This window comes from Agrobacterium sp. ST15.13.013 (assembly GCF_027956525.1).
GTDB classification, from domain to species: Bacteria; Pseudomonadota; Alphaproteobacteria; order Rhizobiales; family Rhizobiaceae; genus Agrobacterium; species Agrobacterium salinitolerans.
In genome coordinates, this window is the sequence record NZ_JAQKGP010000024.1 from 54,035 (window position 1) to 73,421 (window position 19,387).

Sequence of the window (19,387 nt, forward strand, 5' to 3'; positions counted from 1 at the left end):
TCGCTGGGTAAAGCTACCGAACCGCTGTCATCGCCAGCGGGCCGAAAGGATGGGCTGAGGGGTATAATCGAAATGCGGCTTCCATGGGTAAAAATCGCCGTCCCGGCGGCGATTGGGAAGATTTTCGATATCCTGATTGATGACCCCTTCCGTCAGCGCCATGAGGTTGGGATTGGCGATAGGCGCAAGCTCCGGCGAAAGATAACCGGACTTGACGACCAGTAACCGCACCTCCTTTGGATTAAAGCCGAGACGGGTGAAATCGGAGATCATGTGATAAGGCCTGCGCCGCGCCGCCAGAATGACCGTGACGCCGCCGATGGCGACCACTGCCTGACGCTGGTCAGCAGCACCTGGGTCGTCCAGTTTCACAACACGGGCCTCGACGGTCACGGACGAGCTCTGCGGATCGAGACTGCCGCCGATCTTCAGGGAAAGGCTCGCACCTTCGCCGGCCGCAAAACAGGCTTCGACCGCCGGCCTGTCGGTAATGCCGCCCTGCAACGCGCCCTGCCAGTTGCGCGCAATCAGCGCGGCCAGAACATCGGCGCGATCGCCAACCCCACCACCGGTCGGGTTGTCGCCGGAGTCGGCGAGAATGATCGGTCGGCTGGTCGTCTTTTCCGCAATATCCATGATGGCGTCGAGCGGCTCCGTCACAGGCCCGAAACGAAAATCCTGCCGGGCATTCCAGTAGGATTGCGCAATCTCGGCCGCGACCGCCTGTGCGGCCGCTTTGTCCGTTCCCGTCACCACGGCGCAGGCCGTCGCCCGGGGTTCGTCCGCCCAGACGTAGCCGATCATGAAATTCGCATCCCATATGCCGGACCGCGCATCGTAATCAGGCAGCACGGCATAGAGGCTTTTGGCGGGTTCATCCTCCGTGGAGGTTTTTTCACCCGGCAGCAGAACAGGGATTTTCGCCCAGGTCACGCCGGGTCTTTCTCCCGACTTCAGAGCCTTGAGCAACATCGTCCATGCCCGCACCATCGTCTCGCGCACATCGATATGCGGCGCGGTTCGGTAGCCGGCAAAGATATCCAACTGATCGATAATCGTCTGGCTGACATTGCCATGCAGATCATAACTCGCGGAGACCACGACATCCGGCCCGACGACGGCGCGGGCGCTTGAAATCCAGTCACCTTCCGCATCGTCCATGCCTTCGACATTCATCGCACCGTGCATGGCGAGATAAAGCCCGTCCAGCGGCAACGACGCCTTCAGGCGTTCGAGGAACTCCCGCTTGAAAGCGTCATAGGCCACGCGTGACACCGGACCACCCGGCACCGCCCGCGCATGCAGAAGCGGCAACACGTCCGCCCCGCCTTCACCGAGGAAACTGAAATACTCGGCCTCCAGCATTTCGGCGCCGCGAAAGACGCGGAAGTCCTGCTCGCCCATCAGCACCGGCGAGTAGGTGCTGCATTCGGTATGAATTCCACCAACGGCAATACGCATGTCGGTTTCCCCTCAATAAACCGGGCTCAAGGGGACGATGGCCGCAAAACGCAGCCAGTCCTTTTGCGCCTTTGGCGTCCACGCCGCCTCGGCAATCGCTGGCAGACGTGGGAAAACCAGATGGTTGAAATAGGCGCGATTGAGGAAATGTTCGGACCAGATGCAAGCCTGAACGCCCTTCATCCGCTCCTTCAACTCCTCGGGAAATTCACCAACGGCTTCATAGGCATAAGTATGCGAAGGCGGAACGGTGCCGGCCCAGCTTGCCCCCGGCTCCTGCCAGGCTTCATCCTGCACCATGTCGAGATAATAGGCCTGACCCGGGGTCATCACCACGTCGTAGCCCTGCTTTGCAAGCTCAAGGCCGACTTCCGGCTTCTGCCATGCCATCAACAATGTTCCGGCCGGATCGACGCCACCACCATGGGAAACTTCGTCCCAGCCGGCAAGCTGGCGGCCGCGCTCATGCAGCATGCCCTGTATGCGCTTCATGAAATAGGACTGAATGCCGAAGGTGCCGTCGAGCCCTTCCTTTTCCATCAGCGCCTTGGCAAGCGGCGAGGCCAGCCACGACCCATCCGCAACCTCATCGCCGCCAATATGGATCAGCCGCGACGGGAACAGCTCCACCATCTCGTCGAATATCTTGCCGAGGAATTCATAGGTCGGATCGATGGCCGGGTTGAGTGCATTGTTCGGATATCCCTGCACAGAGCGGTAGCTGTCCGGCGCCTCCTGCCCATCCGTCAGCTCCGGATAGGCCACGAGAGCCGCCGTGCTGTGGCCCGGAATATCGACTTCCGGCACGATTTCGACGTTCAATGCCGCCGCATGCGCGACGACCATGCGCACCTCATCCTGCGTGTAATAGCCCGACACCGGCTCAGCCCCGTTACCGAGCTGCGGCAGGAGCGGCGCATCCGGGCCGCGCGTGGCGCCGACGGTGGTCAGCAGCGGATAGGCCTTGATTTCGAGCCGCCATGCCTCGTCATCCGTCAGGTGCCAATGGAAGCGGTTCATGCGCAGCCATGCGAGAATATCGATAAGCCGCAGGACATCGCCTGTCGGATAGAATTGCCGCGAAACATCGAGGTGGCAGCCACGCCAACTGTAACGCGGCGCATCGCTGATGGTGCCGGAGGCCGGGAAACGGAATTTCGGATCGATGCGCGCACCATGCAGCAGCTGCGCCAGAACCGTCAGACCATATTGCAGGCCGGCAGCGGCCGAATATTCCACGACAACGGCTTCTTTGGAAAAGCTGAGGCGATAACCTTCCGCTTCCAGTCCGCTATGCCGCTTGAAACGCAGCGGTTTTCCCTCGTGAACCGGCGCGAGGCTGAAAGGCACGTGGCCGACGGCAAAAAGCCGGCGGAACAGCGAAAGCACGGTTTCCACCGCAAGCACTTCTTCTGCGCCCGCATCTTCCGCCGGGAAAAGCGCGACGGGAAAACCCTCACCCGGTTCTGCATCGATTTCAGCGGGCCATGGCTGGATCGAAAAGGGCAGATCGAGCTTGCCCTCCGGCAGCAGCACCGGCGCCGGCTCGCTGTGGCGTCCATCCATCATCAGGTCACCGACATCGACGGCGCGATGTGTGCCATCGGCAAGACTGATATAGGCAGATTTCGCGCCGTCTGTGCGATGTCGGGCGGACCGCAACAGGCCATCGACGGTGAAGCACCAGGATTTTCCGGACTCCAGCACAAAACCCGGCGGCGGTGCAAATTCATGGAAATTGGCATTGCGGCGCAGATAAACGGCATTGTCGCACGTAGGTTTGTCTACCGTCCGCGTCAACGACGTGTAGACGATGCGAAAATCCTTCAGCGGCTCGCGGGAAAGATTGACCAGCGTGAAGGTGAAGCCGCCGGATGCGGAGTCTGCGAGCGGATGCCACGAATTTTCAAGACGATACTGTGCGAGCGCCATGATGCTCCCCTTTATTGCGCATTGAACCCGTCAGCGGGTTTCGGTCAGTAATGTTCGGATTGCGAAAATGTCCGGGCCAGCGGCGCCTGCCCTGCCGTGAGACCACAATCGACCGGCAGGCACACGCCGCTGATGGCGGCGGCCTGCGGGCCGGCCAGAAAGGCGACGGCATTGGCCACGTCTTCAGGTTTCACGATGCGCTGCAGCGGATACCAATGCTTTGCTTCCTCAAAGACCTGAGGATTGCTTGCAGCCCGCGCTTCCCACGCCTGCGTGCGCACGGTGCCCGGTGCCACGGCGTTGGCGCGAATGCCGAATTTGCCGTATTCGACGGCGATCAGCTTGGTCAGATGGATCAGCCCGGCCTTTGCCGCGCTATAGGCAGGATGCCCGAACACCGCCATGCCATTGACGGAGGTGATATTAACCACCGCCCCCTGGGTTTTCTTCAACGCCTCTTCGAAAGCCCTGAAGCAGAGAAACGGCGCTTCCAGATTAAGCGCATTGTCCTTGCGCCATATATCGGCGGTCGTGTCATGCAGGCTGACCGCCCTTGCGGCGCCCGCATTGTTGACGAGGGTTACAACATCGCCCAGCGCCGCAACCTCGGCGGCCAGCCTTGCAAGGTCCTGCGGGTCGGTGACATCGCAGGTTTTCGCAACGAAGCGGGGATCGGAAAGCGCCGATAGCGCGCTCGAAAGGGCGCCGCGGTCGATATCGACCAACACGACCTTTGCATGGCTTTCAGCGAGCGCCGCGGCAATCGCCCGGCCAATATCACCTGCCGCGCCGGTAACGACGGCAAGCTGGTCTTTCCTGTCCTTCATCTCCTGAAACTCCCTTGAAGCTTTCCGACCCGCCACAAAACGGATCTCAGGCAAAGCAGCCTATGTTGTTTGTCAGCCCGCCTCAGTCACCGAGCAATTGTTTGTCGTCCGGATCGCGATGCTCCACCAACTGCTGCTTGATGTGACGTAACGTCACCATCGATCGTTGCCGTTGATGATAGGCAGCAAGCGTTGCCAGAACATCGACGGCGGCCAGATAGGCGTAGCGCGATGAAGTGGGGCGGAAGATATTGTTCCCCTCGGGCACATTGACGGCCACCACCATGTCGGCGGCCGCGGCAACAGGCGTGTCGCTCTGGGTGAGCGCAATGGTGGTGACCCCCATTTCCCGCGCCAGCTTGAAACACTTCACCAGTTCCATGTTACGGCCGGAAAAGGACGAGCCGATGACGACATCTTCCTTGCGCGCAGCGGCGGTCATCATCAGCTGCATGCTGTGATCGGCGCTGGTCGAAACGCGCAACCCCAGGCGGAACAGCCGGTTCTGGATTTCCGAAGCGATCATCGAGGAATTGCCGCCAGCGCCGAAGGCATAGATCATGCCGCTATTGGCGATCCTGATCGCCGCTTCATCGGCAAGGGCCGGATCGAGCGTCCTGTACAGCAGGAAAAGCGCTTCCTGCGCTTTGGCGAGCACCTCTTCCGCAACATCGGAGGGTCCCGTGCTGGAGGGTTCGGAGGTGAGATATCGGATACCCACATAGGCCGTCTTGGCGAGGCTGACCTTGAAATCCGAAAAGCTCTGGCACCCCAGCCGGCGGCAGAACCGCGTCACGGTCGGCGGAGACACTTCCGCGCGCGCCGCCAGCTCGATGATCGAGGCATTGACGGCGAATTCGAAGTCCGAAACCAGAATATCGGCAATCCGTCGCTCAGACTGCGAGAATTGTCCCCTGTCTTCCTGTATTCTTGCAAAAATATCCATGTTCACCGGTCTCCGTTCCGCCAAAACTTAAGGCTTGGCCCCGTTTCCGATGCACCCTAAGAAAGCGCGCCCGTCAACCGCATAGATCCATGAGTCAAGGATGTTTCGTCTTGCTGACGACACCACGCACACCTTTGATTTGAAAATTATTTTCTTTGTTGATTGAGAGATGAGCATATGCCAACAATCAACACCAGAGAAATCTCCAAATCTTGAAAATAATTTCAACACCGGACCGAAACCATGCGTGATCCCTTCAAAAATTCTTTTCCCGAAACAGACATCGCCCGCCATTCCATCTGGGAGATGCTGGTAACGCGTGACATCGACGCTTTTCTGGCCGCCGACTGGTCGAAGGTCGCGGATGATTTCGTCGAGGACGGCTTTCTCGGCATCAACGCCAACCGGGATGCGAACCCTGACAATTGGCGCTTGTCCTTCCCTTCGCTCAGCGCCTATCGGGACGAGTGGCTGCGGCAGGCGCAGGATTTTCAAACCCAGCAATTCGCAGAGAACCCGCGCGATGCTATCTTTGCGACCACCACGCTGGAAGAAATCGAAGTGGAAGGTGAGACCGCGCTGGTGCGCAAGAAGTTCGACGGTGGGCTTCGCAAGGCCGATGGCAGCTTCGACGTCATGAAATGGCAGACGCTCTATTATTGCCGGCTGCATCAGGGACGCTGGAAGATCACCGGTTTCACCGGCTACATGCCCAACCCCATGCCGTGATCCAGAAGAAATCTTGACAAGCTTTGCATGCCGGGCCGAAAGCCCGGCTTTATTTTTTCGTCTGGAATGAGCAGGAAAATGCTGCTGGAGACGGATCGCCTCAGGAACAGCCGGGCATGGGGAAACAGAGAACATGGCCCGGCTCCTGCGCCTTATTGGATCAGCTTGAGGACTGAAAGATCGACGCGCCTTTCCAGCGCAACGCCGCTCTCATCAAACAGATGGCAGTCCGAAGCCTTGATACCGGTGACGATGGGCTCATCCACGACCACAGGTGCGGAGCCGGAAAGCAACGCGCAATAATTCTCACCCGTCGGCGCGACACCATAAGCAATGGTATTGACCCCGAGCCGCTCGATCACGCTGGGTGCGACCGTGACATTGAGGTCGGCCGGTTCGAGACCGGTATGTTCCGGGCGGATGCCGAGCGTCAGCTGCGCGCCTTCAAGACCGGCGCGGGGTTCCACCGGCACGGTGACCGTCTGTCCATCATAGTCCACAGTCACACCCTCGGCGCTGACGGATTTGCAGGTGACCTTCAGGAAATTCATTTTCGGGTTGCCGATGAAGCCGGCCACGAACAGGTTAGCCGGCTTGTGATAAAGCTCGAGCGGTGCGCCGACCTGGGCAATTTTACCGGCGTTCAGCACCACGATGCGGTCGGCCATGGTCATGGCTTCCACCTGGTCGTGGGTGACATAGATCATCGTCGCCTTCAGCGTCCGGTGAAGATTGGTAAGTTCGATGCGCATGTCGGCGCGAAGGGCAGCGTCGAGGTTGGAAAGCGGCTCGTCGAACAGGAATATTTTCGGCTCGCGAACGATGGCGCGGCCGATCGCCACGCGCTGGCGCTGACCGCCGGACAACATGCCGGGGCGCTGCTGCAGACGCTGGTCGAGCTGGAGGATCTTGGCCACACCCTCGACCTTCTGCCTGATCTTGTCCTCTTCCATCTTTTCGACGCGCAGCGGAAAAGCAATGTTTTCAAACACCGTCATGTGCGGATAAAGCGCATAGGACTGGAACACCATGGCGATGCCGCGCTTGACCGGCGGCAAGTCATTGACCTTCACGCCATTGATGACGACGTCGCCGCCGGAAATATCCTCAAGACCGGCGATCATGCGCAGCAATGTGGATTTGCCGCATCCCGAGGGGCCGACAAAAACGACGAACTCGCCATCCCTGATGTCGAGCTGAACGCCCTTGATGACTTCGAAGTGTCCATAGTTCTTGCGGACGTTGTTGAGATAAAGCTGACCCAAGACTTGCCTCTCCCGTCAGCGGCCGACATCAGGCCGCGTTCAGAGATGTTCCGAAACAGGGGCAAAGCCACACCGGATCGGGACCGTTGAAAAACAGGGGGAAAAAGCATCCCGGAAGACGCAGGCGTTCCCTCGGCGAAACTTGCCGGATGCGGACGGCTCCCGCCCGCATCCGTGCTCATGAAAGATTATTTATACTGCTCGAGAGCCGAAGCCGCTTTCTTCGCGGCATCTTCCGGTGTTGCCTGGCCCGTGACGACAGACTGCACCATCTCGATCATCGTGTCCTGGAAACCCTTGTAGTCCGTGAAGAGCGGCTCGGGACCGCCATAGGCGATACCGTCGATCAGCGGCTTCCAGAAGGGATCCTTGGCGATGAACTCATCGACCTTCGGCGACGGACGCAGCGGGGTGAGGCCGGCGCCGCCCTGCAATTCGTATTCACCCTGCGGACCAGGCGAGGTGATGAATTTGGCGAATTCGGTCGCCTTTTCTTCCACGCCCGTTCCCTTGAAGATCGCAAGGCTGTCCGTGATGAGCAGCGTGCCAGGACCCTTGGCTTCCGGGCCGAGCGGCAAGGTCGCGATGCCCCAGTTGATCTTGGTTTCCTGCAGGCGCGTGGCCGCACCAGAACCCGCCTGGATCATGCCAACCTTGCCGTCGAGGAAGATGGCGCGAATTTCGTTCTGCTCATAGGCCGTCGGGCCTTCGACGGAATAGGGCGTGATGTCCTTGTAGGCTTTCAGTGCCTCGACAACCTGCGGGCTGTCGACCGTGATCTTGTCGCCGTCGATCACCTTGCCATTATTGGTATAAACCCAGTGCATGAACTGGTGCATGGTGTTGTCAAAGGTCTTGGCGGACAGACCGTAACCGGCAACGCCGGTCTTTTCCTTGATCTGCTTGGCAAAGGCGATTTCTTCGGCCCAGGTCTTCGGCGGCGTTTCAGGATCGAGACCTGCCTGCTTGAACAGGTCCTTGTTCCAGTAGAGCGCCTTGGTCGAGAAGGCGACCGGCACGCCCCACTGCGTGTCTTCGAAAGTGACCGTATCGACGATGTTGGGATAATAGCTTTTCTTTTCGTCTTCCGTCATCGGCACCGGAACGATGAGATCGTTCTGCGCGAACTGCTTCAGCGTGCGCGAACCGACATAGGCCATGGCGACCGGCGTGCCGGCAGCGGCGAGCGTGGTCGCCTTATCCTGGCACTGGGCCCAGCCGACGACTTCCGGCACGACCTTCCAGCCTTCGTTTTTGCCTTCCCATTCCTTGATGTACTTCTCATGGATGGGGTCCATCTTGTCGCCGCAATAGATCCAGCTGATCTCCTTGTCGGCGGCGTGCGCCGTCACCGTCGTAAGGGCAGTAGAACCGGCAAATGCGAAAGCGCAGAGCGCCAATCCGTAATGTTTCAGTGCCATAGGTAGTCTCCCGTTTTGGTGGTCGTTCCGGTTGTTGATTATTTCACCGCGCCGGCGGTAAGGCCGCTGACGAGATATCGTTGCATGAAGAAGATCACGACCATCGCCGGCGCAATGCCGACGAAGCTGGCCGCCATCAACTCATTCCAGATGACTTCCTGACGACCGAAATAAGCGAAGAGGCCGATGGGCAGCGGCATATATTCGGTCTTGGAATTGAAGGTGAGCGCGAAGATGAACTGCTGGGCATAGGCGCCGATGAAGGTGGTGATGGAAACCACTGCGATGCCCGGCATCGCCAGCGGCAGGATCACCCGGCGGAAAGTATAGAAATAGCTCGCACCGTCCACATAGGCCGCTTCTTCCAGTTCCCGCGGGATACGCAGCATATAGGTGCGCAAAAGCCAGATGGCGGTGGGGATCAGGAAGGCCGCGCCGGGAATGATCATTGCCAGATAGGTGTTCAGCACACCCATGTTGCGCATCAGCCGGAAAAGCGGGATCAGAAGCACGGCGCCCGAGAACATGTTGATCGCGAGAAATGCGCCAAGCAATTGCCCTCGTCCGCGAAACTTGAAACGGGCGAAAGCATAGGAGGCCGGCACCACCAGAATAAGGACGATAATGGTCGAAATGGTGGAGATGAAGAAGGAGTTGAAAACGTAGCGGGCAAAACCGGGAACGCTGACCCACATGGTCCGGTAGGCCTCGAAGGAACCGTTTTCCGGCCAGAACGTGTAGGGCGATGAGAAAAGCAGACTGAGCGGCTTCAGCGAAACCAGAAATCCTTCCACGAAGGGCGCCAGCACGAAAGTCAGGAATACGGCGATGCCGCAATAAATCCCGACGATTTCATACCACCTGTAGCGGTTGATCATCGCATTCTTGTCGGTCATCGGCTGGCCTCCTGCGAGATGCGGCTGGTGATGCGGAAGTAGAAATAGGTAAAGATCGACAGGAAGATGCAGATCAGCACGGCGCGCGCAGCACCTTCACCGTATTTGTAAGAACCGATCGCCGTCTTGTACGTGTCGATGATCATGGTCGTGGTCTGGCCAGTCGGACCGCCCTGCGTCAGGATCCAGATGATATCGAAGGAATTGAAAGTCGAAATCAGCGAGATCATCGACATAGTAATCATCGCAGGCAGCATGAGTGGCAACGTGATGCGGCGGAAGCGGTAGAGGCGGCTTGCCCCATCTGTCCACGCGGCCTCGTAGAGATCCTGCGGGATGGCCTGAATGGCGGCCAGCAGATAGAGCGTAACCATTGGCACACCGATCCAGACGTCGGTGATGATCGTTGCCCAAAAGGCCGTATTGCCGTAGGCGAGGAACGCGACCGGCCCATCCACCAGACCGATGTTCTGGAGCACGCCGGAAATCATGCCGAACTGGCCGTTATACATCCAGCCCCACATGAAGATGCCGATAGCCATCGGCACGATCCATGGCGGCATGGTCAGGAGACGGAACAGCGCCCGGCCAGGCACGGCCGAATTCAGCAAAACCGCACCCAATGTGCCGATAATCATCTTTATCGAGACGGAAAAGAACGTCCAGATGAAGGTCCGCGTGATAACATCGGCAAAAGTCGCGTTGAAAATCTTCTCGTAGTTGATGAAACCGACCCAGTTCGTCGTTTTTCTAAGCGACGCATCGGTAAAGGACAGGATGAAGGTATCGACGAGCGGATAAGCAACGATAACCGTGATGTATAAAAGCGCCGGCAGAAGAAGAAGCCAGGCGAAGACGACCGCGCTGCGTTTCGCATCCATCGCGCCGCCCCCTTAAGCCGATTTCGCGGCGGGGGATTTCAGCTGACCGTGCAGTGCAAGATCGTACTCCTCCCATACCGGCTTGAGATCGATCACCTTGCGGCCATGGCGCGCTTCGTCCATGGCAAGCGCCAGAATGCCGGCCTCAATCGCGTCGAGCGCGGAAACCGGCAAGGGCGCGCCCTTGACGATATGGGCGATGACGTCCTCCGCCATCTGCTCGTCCGCACCATAATGCTGTGAGAGCGCGGTTGCCGCAGAATAGGTCTTGGCCACGGTTTTTTCATTGGTCCGGGCATTGTGCACGTTCAGGAAGCCGCGCACGAAATCGCCCTCTGCCATACCCTTGGCGCCGATGACGCAGAAACGGCGGAAATCGTCGGGAACGTTGAGATTGGTATGGAAGGCAAGCGATGCGCCGTTCTCATATTCGACGATGGCCGTCTGGTAATCGATGATGTCGCCGTCGCTGTCAAAAACCTTGTCGGAACCCATCCAGCCGCTCGGCTTGCGATGGTAGACCTCCATATCGTTGATGCCGTCATTCTGCGGCGCGTTTGCCGGCGTGAAGCTCTTGCGTCCGCCAAAGCTCGACACGAAACGCGGCCGCGCACCGACCACGCCATTATAGAGATCGAGGTCGTGGCAGCATTTTTCCAGCATGAACGAGCCGGAATAATTTTCGTAGCGTCGCCAGTCGCGCATGAAGAATGCGCCGTGATAGGGCGGGATATGCTCCGAAGCCTCGATGGAAACGACATCGCCCAGCTTGCCTTCGGCCTGTGCGGCGCGCAGATCGCGGTAGAGTGGGGAATAACGCAAAACGAGACCAACGAGCAGCCGCTCGTGACCATGCTTGTTGAGCAACCGGGCAAGCTCGAGGCTTTCCTCGATGCTGACGACGATGGGTTTTTCCGAGAAGATGGTGCAGCCGGCCTCAAGTCCGATACGGATATGCTCCAGATGCATGTGGTTCGGCGAGCCGATCATCAAGAGATCGAATTTTTCGTTTGCGATCAACGCCTCGGGACTATCGTAAGTCTTACCGGCCGAAATGCCCTTTTCCTGCAGGCCCGGCAGGCCCGCCGGCGCGGGATCGACATAACCGACGATCTCGAAATCCTTGTCGATCTCATGAAAAACGTAGCCCAGATAACCGAGACGGAATCCGAGTCCGATAATTCCCACCTTCATGAACTTTGTTCCCTGTTCATTCGTAATTCATTTTCGCAGACGCGACCATTTCTCTGCTGGTCGTCCAGATATCTGCGATAATTTCTTGCCACGATGAAATTAATTTTCACAACGGTCAAGCTAAATTCGATTTCGCAAACGCTGCCGCGAGTCGGAAACCGATTTTCCGGCGCGACGGATGCGAAACGGATCGCCGCCGACTACCGACGCAAAAAACAATACCAAAAAAATGCCAATCGTCCAGAGCAATTCCGTTATCGGGAAAATTTTTTTGGTTAATGCGAAAATATCAAGCATTAAGCCTCATTATTCGGCAAAAGATCGAAAAAACCACCGATTAATCGTACAAATTCAGCAATGGTTCTATTTTGGTATTGCCGATTACGTGGCATATGATATAGCCAGAGCCGGCCATATCGCCGACCACATGGATCGTGACAGAGGTTATGGATGAACGGGGCAGCGCTTAATCTGGACGACCTGCAATCAGGCGGCGGCCCGCTTTACCTGAAACTGCGCCAGACGATTGAAGACGCCATCAATGGCGGCCGCCTGAAGCACGGCGACGCCTTGCCGCCGGAGCGGGATATCGCCGAAAGCGCCTGCGTCAGCCGCGTCACGGTGCGCAAGGCGGTGGACGATCTCGTCCGCGACGGTCTTCTCGTTCGCCGGCACGGCTCGGGTACTTTCGTCGTCAAGCCCATCACCCGCATGCAGCAGCCCCTGACCAAGCTCACCTCGTTTACCGAGGACATGCGCCGGCGCGGCATGACGGCAAGCACCCGCTGGCTGGACAGGGGCCTGTTCCACCCGACCGGAGACGAGATGATGACGCTCGGCCTTTCCCAATCGGCCATGGTGGCCCGGCTCACGCGCCTGCGGCTTGCCAATGACCAACCTATCGCGCTCGAAGTCACAAGCCTGCCGGGCGATATTCTGCCTGACCCACAATTGGTGGAAAACTCGCTTTATCTGGAGCTTGAGAAAAACGGCATTCGCCCGGTGCGCGCCATTCAGCGCATCTCCGCCCGTAACCTCACCGATGACGAAACATTGCTGCTTGGGGTTCCGCCGGGCTCGGCAGCGCTTTCCGTTCAGCGAATGGCCTATCTGGAAAGCGGGCGCCTCATGGAAATATCCCGCGCGCTGTACCGCAGCGACGCCTATGACCTCGTCGCCGAACTGACGATGGGGCCCGAGTGACAAATCTCTTGATCAAGGACACGAAACGATGACAACCCTGATGCGCCAGGAAATCGATGAGATTCCCGATGCAGTCGCTCGCCTGCTGGACAATGCCAATGCCGACTTCCACGAAGCCGGAGGCAGGCTGAAGGCCCGTGACCCGGCCGTTATCGTCACCATTGCACGCGGCTCCTCCGACCACGCCGCGCATTTTTTGAAATATGCGATCGAATTGCAGACCGGTCTACCGGTCGCGTCGCTCGGCCCCTCGCTCGCCTCGATCTACCAGACGAAGCTGCGGCTGGACCGGGCGGCGGCCTTCGCCGTCTCGCAATCGGGTAAAAGCCCTGACATCGTCGCTCTGTCGGAAAGCGCCCGCAAGGGCGGCGCGCTCACCTTTTCGCTTGTCAATACCCTGCCCTCCCCGCTCGGCGATGCGGCAAATCACGCCATCAATATCCAGGCGGGCCCTGAAAAAGCGGTGGCCGCAACCAAATCCTTCGTCAACTCCATCGTCGCCGGCCTCGCGATCCTTGCCGAATGGACGGAAGACAGCCTGCTCGCCAAAGCCGTCAACGCCCTGCCGCAGAATTTCGCCAAGGCCATCGCGCTCGACTGGAGCCAGATCAGCGAAGCGGTCAGGGGCGAGGAATCGCTCTATATGCTGGGCCGCGGTCCCGCCCTCGCCATCGCAGCGGAAGCCGCGTTGAAATGCAAGGAAACCTGCGAGCTCCACGCAGAGGCCTATTCGTCGGCGGAAGTCATGCACGGCCCCGTTTCGCTGGTCGCACCGAAATTTCCCGTCATCGCCTTTGCCGCACGTGACCGCGCCGAAACCTCGGTGACGGATATCGCGGCCGGCCTCGCCGGCAAGGGCGCAAGTGTTTTTGTCACCTCCGCAAAGGGCAGCCCGGCGAAGTCCCTGCCTTTCGTGGAAACCAATCATCCGCTGACTGACGCCCTGTTGCTGATCGCACCGTTTTACGGCTTCATCGAGCAATTGTCGCGTGCCCGCGGCTTCAACCCGGATGCGCCGGTGGCGTTGAAAAAGGTGACGGAAACCCAATGAGCAGCAGCAAGGCATTTGTCGGCGCCCGTATTTTCGATGGCGTCGCGTGGCACGAAGGCAAAGCGCTCGTGACCGGTGATGGCCACGTTGCCGACATCGTCGACCGCGTATCCGTGCCCGCAAACGCCGACATCTTCGACGCGGAAGGACTGTTCATTGCGCCGGGCTTCATCGACTTGCAGGTCAACGGCGGCGGCGGCGTGATGTTCAACAACGAGCCGGATGTGGAAGGCATTGCCCGCATCTGCTCGGCCCATGCGCAATTCGGCACTACGGCGCTGATGGTCACCCTCATAACAGACAGACCGGATATCACAGCCAAAGCCGCCGAAGCAGGCATCGCCGCGCACGAAGCAGGGGTGCCCGGCTTTCTCGGCCTGCATTTCGAAGGGCCGCATCTTTCTGTCGCACGCAAGGGCACCCATGACCCGGCGCTGATCCGAAAGATGGAAACGGCCGATCTCGCTGTTCTGACGGGCTGCAAGGCGAAGCTTCCTTTTGTGCTGACAACCATCGCCCCGGAAAACGCAACCGAGACGCAGGTCGCAGCGCTGCATAAAGCCGGCATCGTCGTCAGCCTCGGCCATACCGATGTGGGCCTCAGCGTCGCGACGGCCTATGCCGAGGCCGGCGCATCCATGGTGACACATCTCTTCAACGCTATGAGCCCGCTCGGCCATCGCGAGCCGGGACTGGTGGGCGCGGCACTTTCGAACGGCAAGCTGGATTGCGGGCTGATCGCCGATGGTTTCCATGTCGATCCCGCAGCGATCGGCATTGCGCTTCGCGCCAAGAATGGTCCGGGCCGCATTTTCCTCGTCACCGACGCCATGTCTACTATCGGAACGGATGATGACGGTTTCGAACTGAACGGCAGGCGTGTCTATCGCAACGGCGGCCGGCTGACGCTGGCCGACGGCACGCTGGCGGGGGCGGATATCGATATGCTTTCCTGCATCCGTTTCATGCATGAAAAGCTGGCGACACCGCTGGAAGAGGCCTTGAGAATGGCGTCTGCCTATCCCGCCGAGGCGGTCGGCGCTTCCGGCAAGGGTAAGCTCCTGTCCGGATTCGATGCGGATTTCGTCATGCTGACACCCGACCTTCAGATGCATTCGACATGGATCGGCGCAGAAAAAATCCACGATGCCACCCGTTCCGGAGCCTGAATCATGATCGTTTGTTTCGATATAGGCGGAACGACCATCAAGGGCGCGATTGCCTACGCTCCCGACGATATTCGGCCCGTGCCGCGCATCCCGACGCCCAAGACCAGTTTCGAAGACTTCGCCGCCGGACTGAAATCCATCATCGACAATAGCGGCGGCACACCCGCCTGCGTGTCGCTGTCGATTGCCGGCGTCATCGACCCCGATACCGGCAAGGCCACTGTCGCCAATATTCAGAGCATCCATGGCAGGGTCCTGAAGGACGAGCTGGAAAAGGCGCTGAACCTTCCCGTCATCGTATCGAACGATGCGGATTGCTTCGTGATCGCTGAATCGGAAATCGGTTCCGGACGGGGTCATCGCGTGGTCTTCGGCGTCATCCTCGGAACGGGTGTCGGCGGCGGCCTTGTCATCGACGGCAAGCTCATCAACAGCCACGGCGGTTTCGCCGGCGAATGGGGCCATGGGCCGGTGGCCGCGACATTGGCCGGAAATCCGCCGGTTTCGCTGCCGCGTTTCGAATGCGGTTGCGGGCTTACCGGCTGCGTCGACGCAATCGGCAGCGCCCGTGGCATGGAAAAACTGCATTCGCATCTTCACCGGCAGGCGATGACCAGCGAGGACATCATTGCGGCCTGGCAGGCGGGCGATGCGAAGGCCGCAAGAACCATCGATGTCCTTATCGATATTCTCGCCTCGCCTCTGGCAATGGTGATCAACGTTACCGGCGCAACCATAGTGCCGGTCGGCGGCGGGCTTTCGAATTCGAAAGCGCTTCTGGCCGCTCTGGACGAGGTGGTAAGGAGCCGCATTCTGAGGCGCTTCGACCGCCCTCTGGTCGTGCCCGCCATCTGCCGCATCGAGCCGGGGCTGATCGGATCCGCCGTTATCGGGCTGAAACATGAGAAAGAAGCCGAAGGCACTGCCTGAGCGGCGTCACATCGTCTCGATCTTTTCCCGGCGAAAACCCAGCCCTACCAGCCGGCCGGTCAGATGGGAAAGGAGCGGAAACCGCATGATGGCCAGCACAAAAGCTGGCGGTCCTTTCGGTTTTTCCGCATCCGCCCGTCCCTTCTTGCGGCCGATACGCATCATGCGCTGCAGAAATTGCGTGGCCTTGGTCGGGAAGGATCGCCGCTTTTCAATTGCGGCAAGATCCTCGTCGGTAACGGCGCGGCCGGATACGAGCACCGGCACCAATATATTGGCCGCCGCAACCGCATCCTGAATAGCCAGATTAATGCCGACACCGCCGACGGGGGACATGGCATGGGCCGCGTCACCAATGCAGATCAGACCCGGTTTCCACCAGCGCTTCAGCCGGTCGATACGGACGGTGAGGAGATGCACATCGTCCCAGCTCTTGAGCTCATCGAGCCTTTCGCGTGGGAAAGGGCAGATTTCCGCGACCCTGTCCCTGAAGGCTTCAATTCCCTGCAGCTTTATGTCGGCGAAAAATCCCTTTCGCACCACATAGCCGCATTGCCAGTAATCACCCCGGTTGATCATGACGAAACCCTGCCGCGAGCCGGCATGCCCCATGGTTTCCGTCGGATCGTCGGGCTGTTTGGAAAGGCGCATCCACAGCACCTCCGTCGGAATGCCGAAGCGCTGCACTTCCAACCCCGCCGCCTCACGGACGATGGAGTTGCGCCCATCCGCCCCCACCACCAGATCGGCTTCGATCTCGATGATGCCTTCAGGTGTGCTGACCGTGAGACCCCCGACATGCTCGCCGCTCTCGATCAGTCCGGTCACCGGCGCATTCATCAGCAATCGGAAATTTTCGTATTGCCCCGCCTTGCCGACGATGAAATTGAGAAAATCCCATTGCGGCATAAAGGCGATGAAGCGGTGGCGGACCGGCAGGCGGGAAAAATCCGCGATCGTGATACGCTCGCCGCCGATAACCGCATTCAGTCTTGGCGCGCGCGTATGAGGCAGGCTCAGGAACTCATCGATGAAACCGAGTTGCTCCATCAATTCAAGCGTTGAAGGGTGGATGGTGTCGCCGCGAAAATCGCGGAGAAAATCTCCATGTTTCTCAACGACGACAACATCTATACCGCTGCGCGCAAGCAGCAGGCCAAGCATCAAGCCCGCCGGCCCGCCGCCAGCCACGGCGACTGATGTACGGATATGCTGAACGGACTTGCCGTCATTTTCCGGAGCGTTTGTCGCTTCCTCCATCACCTTCCCCTTACATCCTGCTTGAGGTCCTTATCGTGTATCCGCCGTCGGGAGGTTTGCATTCTTCGGCTGCGGCCAGCCATGCGCATCGAACCGGAACAGCATTTCGGACCGGGCAAAGATAAAAGCGAAGGCCATGGCCGTCCACATGCCGAGCAACAGCCCGGCGGCGACATCGCTTGGATAATGTGCGCCGACGATGACACGCGAAACACCGATGACAAGCGCAAGCAGGAGAAACACCCAGCGGAAGCGCGGCATCAACATGGCGAAAGCGCCGAAAAACACCCCGGCGGCGGTCGAATGGCCTGAGGGGAAACTTTCATAGAGATTGTCGCCGGTAAATGGAGTGAGGCTATAGGCGCCCATTTCAAGGAGAAGCTCCGGCCTTGCCCGCCCGATCAGGAATTTCAGCGTATGGACGAGAATGCTCGCCGTTCCGATCGTCAGGAAGAAATAAGCCAGAAGCCGCCATGCCGTCCTCAGCCGTCCATTGTAGGTCTGCGCCTTTAAAACCCGTGCGGCGACATAGGCCAATATCGCCAGAAGGCCGGTGGAATAGAGCATCCAGCGGAAGGTTCCGAAATCGGTAATCGCGCGGTTAAAGGAAACCACTCCGCCCGGCAGGGCCTGCGCACTTTCGGAAAGACGCGGATCAAAAGGAATGAAGGCAAGGACCAGCACAAGGCTTGCCGCAAAGACCCACCCGCTGGAAACCAGAAAACGTCGCATCGATATCCTCTCATTGTTTTTCTTGCATATGGCTTTGCCTTCCGCAAAAACAATAGCCTGGGCTTTGTCCTTGTGATGGCTGGTTTTCGCGGGTAGAGGCTAAGGAATGTTGCCTGAAAGTGCATGGCGTTTTCGGGAAAACGACGTGCACCAAGGGGTGCGAACCGGAAACGACCGACGGACTGAAAATGACGAATGCCAGTGACATGCCACGCAAGCTGACAATATTGGGTTCGACCGGTTCGATCGGCGCCAATACGCTGGATGTCGTCCGCCAGCTGGGTGGCCGCGACGCGTTCGAGATCACGGCTTTGACCGGCGCGGGCAACGTCGCGCTTCTGGCAGAACAGGCGCGGGAATTCGGCGCGCGGCTGGCGGTCACCGCCGAAGACGACAAATACGAAGTGCTGAAATCGGCCCTTGCCGGCACCGGCATCGAGGTTGCGGCGGGCAAATCCGGCCTCGAAGAGGCCGCGTCGACGGATGCCGGCTGGGTGATGGCGGCGATTGCCGGAACCTCCGGCCTTGCACCTACTGTTACAGCCGCGCAACGTGGCGCAGACATAGCGCTCGCCAACAAGGAATGCCTGGTTTCGGCTGGCGATGTTTTCCTGCGCACGGTCAAGCAGGGCGGCGGCAGGCTGATCCCGGTCGACAGCGAGCACAGCGCAATCTTCCAGTGCCTGACGGGCGACCATAAGCAGGCCGTGGAACGCATCGTGCTGACCGCATCCGGCGGCCCGTTCCGCACCTGGTCGCGCGAGGAGATGGCCAATGTTACGGCGGATATCGCCCGCGCCCATCCCAACTGGTCGATGGGGCTGAAGGTCTCCATCGGCAGCGCCTCCATGTTCAACAAGGGGCTTGAAATGATCGAGGCGAAATACCTGTTCGATCTCAGGCCCGATCAGGTGGAGGTGATCGTCCATCCGCAGTCGATCATCCATTCAATGGTGGGCTACACCGACGGCTCCTATATCGCCCAGCTCGGCTCTCCAGACATGCGCACCGCTATTTCTTATGCCCTCACCTATCCGAAACGCGGCAATCTGAACGTTGAGCGGCTGGATTTCGCAAAACTCGCGCGGCTCGATTTCGAAGCGCCGGATGAAGCCCGTTTCCCGGCGATTCGTCTGGCCCGCACCGCGCTGGAACGCGGCGGCTTGCAGGGCGCCGCCCTGAACGCCGCCGAAGAAGCCGCCTTTCACGCCTTCGTTGCGGGCAATATCGGTTTTCTCGATATGGCCGAGATCGTTGAAACGGTCATGGACCGCATGCATGACGGCCGCTCCGCCGCCACGATTGAAGATGTATTCGCAGCGGATAAGGAGGCCCGTCGCCACGCCCGCGAATTGATCGCCACCAAAGAAAAGGCCGCTTAAACGCGGCCCCAGACTGCTGACAAACCCCTGGCGTGAGCTGGGGGTTTATGATTCATTGGGACATGTTGAAGAAACCTGCTCCTGAACAGACCGCTCTCGAGATGGTGA

The 19,387-nt window shown here is 59.3% G+C and carries 18 protein-coding genes; 6 read left to right on the top strand and 12 right to left on the bottom strand.

The genetic code is table 11. The features are described from left to right. Positions 1-27: 27 nt before the first annotated feature. The 4 genes from PL597_RS20870 to PL597_RS20885 form a co-directional block, all read right to left on the bottom strand. Positions 28-1,461 carry a M81 family metallopeptidase gene (locus PL597_RS20870; protein WP_271366181.1) on the bottom strand — a complete coding sequence of 478 codons (1,434 nt, stop codon included), beginning with the start codon at positions 1,459-1,461 and terminating at the stop codon, positions 28-30. 12 nt (positions 1,462-1,473) lie between these two features. Next, positions 1,474-3,393 carry a beta-N-acetylhexosaminidase gene (locus PL597_RS20875; protein WP_269826514.1) on the bottom strand — a complete coding sequence of 640 codons (1,920 nt, stop codon included), beginning with the start codon at positions 3,391-3,393 and terminating at the stop codon, positions 1,474-1,476. Positions 3,394-3,437: 44 nt separating this feature from the next. Continuing rightward, positions 3,438-4,220 carry an SDR family oxidoreductase gene (locus PL597_RS20880; protein WP_077985540.1) on the bottom strand — a complete coding sequence of 261 codons (783 nt, stop codon included), beginning with the start codon at positions 4,218-4,220 and terminating at the stop codon, positions 3,438-3,440. Between the two features lie 82 nt (positions 4,221-4,302). Continuing rightward, positions 4,303-5,166, bottom strand: a complete 864-nt coding sequence (locus tag PL597_RS20885) for a MurR/RpiR family transcriptional regulator (protein WP_271366183.1) — start codon at positions 5,164-5,166, stop codon at positions 4,303-4,305. Between the two features lie 243 nt (positions 5,167-5,409). Between PL597_RS20885 and PL597_RS20890 the strand changes: the two genes are divergently transcribed. Continuing rightward, positions 5,410-5,895 (top strand): hypothetical protein, encoded by a 486-nt coding sequence (locus PL597_RS20890; RefSeq protein ID WP_271366184.1) that lies wholly within the window; start codon positions 5,410-5,412, stop codon positions 5,893-5,895. A gap of 152 nt (positions 5,896-6,047) precedes the next feature. Here the strand turns inward: PL597_RS20890 and PL597_RS20895 are convergent, their stop codons facing one another. The 6 genes from PL597_RS20895 to PL597_RS20920 form a co-directional block, all read right to left on the bottom strand. Beyond that, complete coding sequence (locus tag PL597_RS20895; protein ID WP_269824746.1) at positions 6,048-7,160, bottom strand: ABC transporter ATP-binding protein; 1,113 nt, start codon at positions 7,158-7,160, stop codon at positions 6,048-6,050. Positions 7,161-7,348: 188 nt separating this feature from the next. Beyond that, the gene (locus PL597_RS20900; RefSeq protein ID WP_077985536.1) at positions 7,349-8,581 is read right to left on the bottom strand and encodes an ABC transporter substrate-binding protein; all 1,233 of its coding nucleotides are present in this window, start codon (positions 8,579-8,581) and stop codon (positions 7,349-7,351) included. A 38-nt stretch (positions 8,582-8,619) separates the two neighbouring features. After that, a complete protein-coding gene (locus PL597_RS20905; protein ID WP_077985535.1) occupies positions 8,620-9,477 on the bottom strand; it encodes a carbohydrate ABC transporter permease in 858 nt (285 codons plus the stop codon). Then, positions 9,474-10,358: a carbohydrate ABC transporter permease gene (locus PL597_RS20910; RefSeq protein WP_077985534.1), complete on the bottom strand. Its 885-nt coding sequence runs from the start codon at positions 10,356-10,358 to the stop codon at positions 9,474-9,476. Before PL597_RS20910 ends, PL597_RS20905 begins: the two co-directional genes overlap by 4 nt. A gap of 12 nt (positions 10,359-10,370) precedes the next feature. After that, a complete protein-coding gene (locus PL597_RS20915; RefSeq protein WP_077985533.1) occupies positions 10,371-11,552 on the bottom strand; it encodes a Gfo/Idh/MocA family protein in 1,182 nt (393 codons plus the stop codon). A 120-nt stretch (positions 11,553-11,672) separates the two neighbouring features. After that, positions 11,673-11,849 carry a hypothetical protein gene (locus PL597_RS20920; protein WP_244614246.1) on the bottom strand — a complete coding sequence of 59 codons (177 nt, stop codon included), beginning with the start codon at positions 11,847-11,849 and terminating at the stop codon, positions 11,673-11,675. A gap of 153 nt (positions 11,850-12,002) precedes the next feature. On the opposite strand from PL597_RS20920, the gene PL597_RS20925 reads away from it, so the two are divergent. The 4 genes from PL597_RS20925 to PL597_RS20940 are packed head-to-tail and all read left to right on the top strand — an operon-like array spanning position 12,003 to position 15,905. Further along, a complete protein-coding gene (locus PL597_RS20925) occupies positions 12,003-12,755 on the top strand; it encodes a GntR family transcriptional regulator (RefSeq protein ID WP_271366186.1) in 753 nt (250 codons plus the stop codon). 28 nt (positions 12,756-12,783) lie between these two features. Next, complete coding sequence (locus PL597_RS20930; protein WP_173990224.1) at positions 12,784-13,806, top strand: SIS domain-containing protein; 1,023 nt, start codon at positions 12,784-12,786, stop codon at positions 13,804-13,806. After that, positions 13,803-14,975, top strand: a complete 1,173-nt coding sequence (gene nagA, locus PL597_RS20935) for an N-acetylglucosamine-6-phosphate deacetylase (protein ID WP_271366188.1) — start codon at positions 13,803-13,805, stop codon at positions 14,973-14,975. Before PL597_RS20930 ends, nagA begins: the two co-directional genes overlap by 4 nt. Positions 14,976-14,978: 3 nt before the next feature. Continuing rightward, positions 14,979-15,905, top strand: coding sequence for an ROK family protein (locus PL597_RS20940; protein ID WP_077985529.1), 927 nt, complete (start codon positions 14,979-14,981; stop codon positions 15,903-15,905). 6 nt (positions 15,906-15,911) lie between these two features. Here PL597_RS20940 and PL597_RS20945 read toward each other — a convergent pair whose 3' ends face one another. Continuing rightward, positions 15,912-17,165 carry an FAD-dependent oxidoreductase gene (locus tag PL597_RS20945; protein WP_269824749.1) on the bottom strand — a complete coding sequence of 418 codons (1,254 nt, stop codon included), beginning with the start codon at positions 17,163-17,165 and terminating at the stop codon, positions 15,912-15,914. A gap of 30 nt (positions 17,166-17,195) precedes the next feature. Further along, a complete protein-coding gene (locus PL597_RS20950) occupies positions 17,196-17,897 on the bottom strand; it encodes a phosphatase PAP2 family protein (protein ID WP_137412253.1) in 702 nt (233 codons plus the stop codon). Positions 17,898-18,085: 188 nt separating this feature from the next. On the opposite strand from PL597_RS20950, the gene dxr reads away from it, so the two are divergent. Continuing rightward, positions 18,086-19,279, top strand: a complete 1,194-nt coding sequence (gene dxr / locus PL597_RS20955) for a 1-deoxy-D-xylulose-5-phosphate reductoisomerase (protein WP_271366189.1) — start codon at positions 18,086-18,088, stop codon at positions 19,277-19,279. The last annotated feature ends 108 nt before the right edge of the window (positions 19,280-19,387 follow it).

What these genes read in the sequence shown, in the direction of transcription:
- PL597_RS20925 (WP_271366186.1), top strand. Translation starts at nt 12,003, where the DNA reads ATGAACGGGGCAGCGCTTAATCTGGACGACCTGCAATCAGGCGGCGGC.
- PL597_RS20905 (WP_077985535.1), bottom strand. Translation starts at nt 9,477, where the DNA reads ATGACCGACAAGAATGCGATGATCAACCGCTACAGGTGGTATGAAATC.
- dxr (WP_271366189.1), top strand. Translation starts at nt 18,086, where the DNA reads ATGACGAATGCCAGTGACATGCCACGCAAGCTGACAATATTGGGTTCG.
- PL597_RS20915 (WP_077985533.1), bottom strand. Translation starts at nt 11,552, where the DNA reads ATGAAGGTGGGAATTATCGGACTCGGATTCCGTCTCGGTTATCTGGGC.
- PL597_RS20940 (WP_077985529.1), top strand. Translation starts at nt 14,979, where the DNA reads ATGATCGTTTGTTTCGATATAGGCGGAACGACCATCAAGGGCGCGATT.
- PL597_RS20920 (WP_244614246.1), bottom strand. Translation starts at nt 11,849, where the DNA reads ATGCTTGATATTTTCGCATTAACCAAAAAAATTTTCCCGATAACGGAA.
- PL597_RS20885 (WP_271366183.1), bottom strand. Translation starts at nt 5,166, where the DNA reads ATGGATATTTTTGCAAGAATACAGGAAGACAGGGGACAATTCTCGCAG.
- PL597_RS20910 (WP_077985534.1), bottom strand. Translation starts at nt 10,358, where the DNA reads ATGGATGCGAAACGCAGCGCGGTCGTCTTCGCCTGGCTTCTTCTTCTG.
- PL597_RS20900 (WP_077985536.1), bottom strand. Translation starts at nt 8,581, where the DNA reads ATGGCACTGAAACATTACGGATTGGCGCTCTGCGCTTTCGCATTTGCC.
- PL597_RS20930 (WP_173990224.1), top strand. Translation starts at nt 12,784, where the DNA reads ATGACAACCCTGATGCGCCAGGAAATCGATGAGATTCCCGATGCAGTC.
- PL597_RS20950 (WP_137412253.1), bottom strand. Translation starts at nt 17,897, where the DNA reads ATGCGACGTTTTCTGGTTTCCAGCGGGTGGGTCTTTGCGGCAAGCCTT.
- PL597_RS20945 (WP_269824749.1), bottom strand. Translation starts at nt 17,165, where the DNA reads ATGGAGGAAGCGACAAACGCTCCGGAAAATGACGGCAAGTCCGTTCAG.
- PL597_RS20875 (WP_269826514.1), bottom strand. Translation starts at nt 3,393, where the DNA reads ATGGCGCTCGCACAGTATCGTCTTGAAAATTCGTGGCATCCGCTCGCA.
- PL597_RS20880 (WP_077985540.1), bottom strand. Translation starts at nt 4,220, where the DNA reads ATGAAGGACAGGAAAGACCAGCTTGCCGTCGTTACCGGCGCGGCAGGT.
- PL597_RS20890 (WP_271366184.1), top strand. Translation starts at nt 5,410, where the DNA reads ATGCGTGATCCCTTCAAAAATTCTTTTCCCGAAACAGACATCGCCCGC.
- PL597_RS20870 (WP_271366181.1), bottom strand. Translation starts at nt 1,461, where the DNA reads ATGCGTATTGCCGTTGGTGGAATTCATACCGAATGCAGCACCTACTCG.
- nagA (WP_271366188.1), top strand. Translation starts at nt 13,803, where the DNA reads ATGAGCAGCAGCAAGGCATTTGTCGGCGCCCGTATTTTCGATGGCGTC.